2 protein-coding genes are annotated in these 852 nt (G+C 66.8%); both read right to left on the reverse strand.

What is annotated here, in order from left to right:
- On the reverse strand, positions 1–426 hold a 426-nt coding region (locus GPA_RS11090; RefSeq protein WP_041239515.1), incomplete at its 3' end, for a glutamate--tRNA ligase family protein.
- Between the two features lie 108 nt (positions 427–534).
- On the reverse strand, positions 535–852 hold a 318-nt coding region (locus tag GPA_RS11095; RefSeq protein WP_041239516.1), incomplete at its 5' end, for a lipoprotein intramolecular transacylase Lit.

Consider the following 852-nt stretch of genomic DNA (forward strand, 5'->3'; position numbering starts at 1 on the left):
GAGGTCGCGGCAGGTGCGGTCGTAGCCCGCGTAGCCGCCCTCGTTCTCCTCGGCCGCGGCGCGCTTGGCGTCCAGCTCCTCCTTCGTGCAGAAGCAGGGGTAGACGCTCCCGCGCTCGCGCAGGCGCTCGAGCGCCTCGGCGTACGTGTCCGTGCGCTGGGTCTGGAAGTAGGGGCCTGCCTGCCCGCCCACCTCGGGGCCCTCGTCCCAGTCGAGCCCGAGCCATTTCATGGCGTTCAAGATGACCTGCACGTTCTCCTCGGTGGAGCGCTCCGGGTCGGTGTCCTCGATGCGCAGGATGAAGTCGCCTCCCATGGCGCGCGCGAACGCCCAGTTGTAGATGGCCGTGCGGGCGCCGCCCACGTGCAGGCGGCCGGTAGGGGAAGGCGCGAAGCGCACGCGCACGTTCTTCTTCTCTTCACTCATGGTTGCGATGATCCTCCAGGTAGAATTACGGTAACGGCGTCGTGCGCGCGGCCTGGGCGGAATGCCCGAGGGCATGCCGCGCGCAGTTTCCGCACGAGCCGAAACGCCCTAGGGGCGTTTCGAGCGAGCCCAGGACTGTTTGAGCACGGCATGCCCTCGGGCATTCCGCCCAGGCCGCCTCAAAAGCACGCCAACGACGATAGCCAGTATAGACAACGCGAGGGTCGTCGCAAACCAGATACCCGCCATGCCCATCCAAAAATCAAGCGGGTACATGCTAATGAGGAGCGAATCGTAGGAGAACGTCCAGTTGCCCTGGGGGAACAGCACCGCATGGAAGGCGGAGAACAGGCCGTTGAAATCGAGGGCAGCCCACGCGCCGAGCGCCGCGAACGCCGCGATGAGCACGGCGGGCGCGACGACGAG

It is taken from the genome of Gordonibacter pamelaeae 7-10-1-b (assembly GCF_000210055.1).
GTDB lineage: Bacteria > Actinomycetota > Coriobacteriia > Coriobacteriales > Eggerthellaceae > Gordonibacter > Gordonibacter pamelaeae.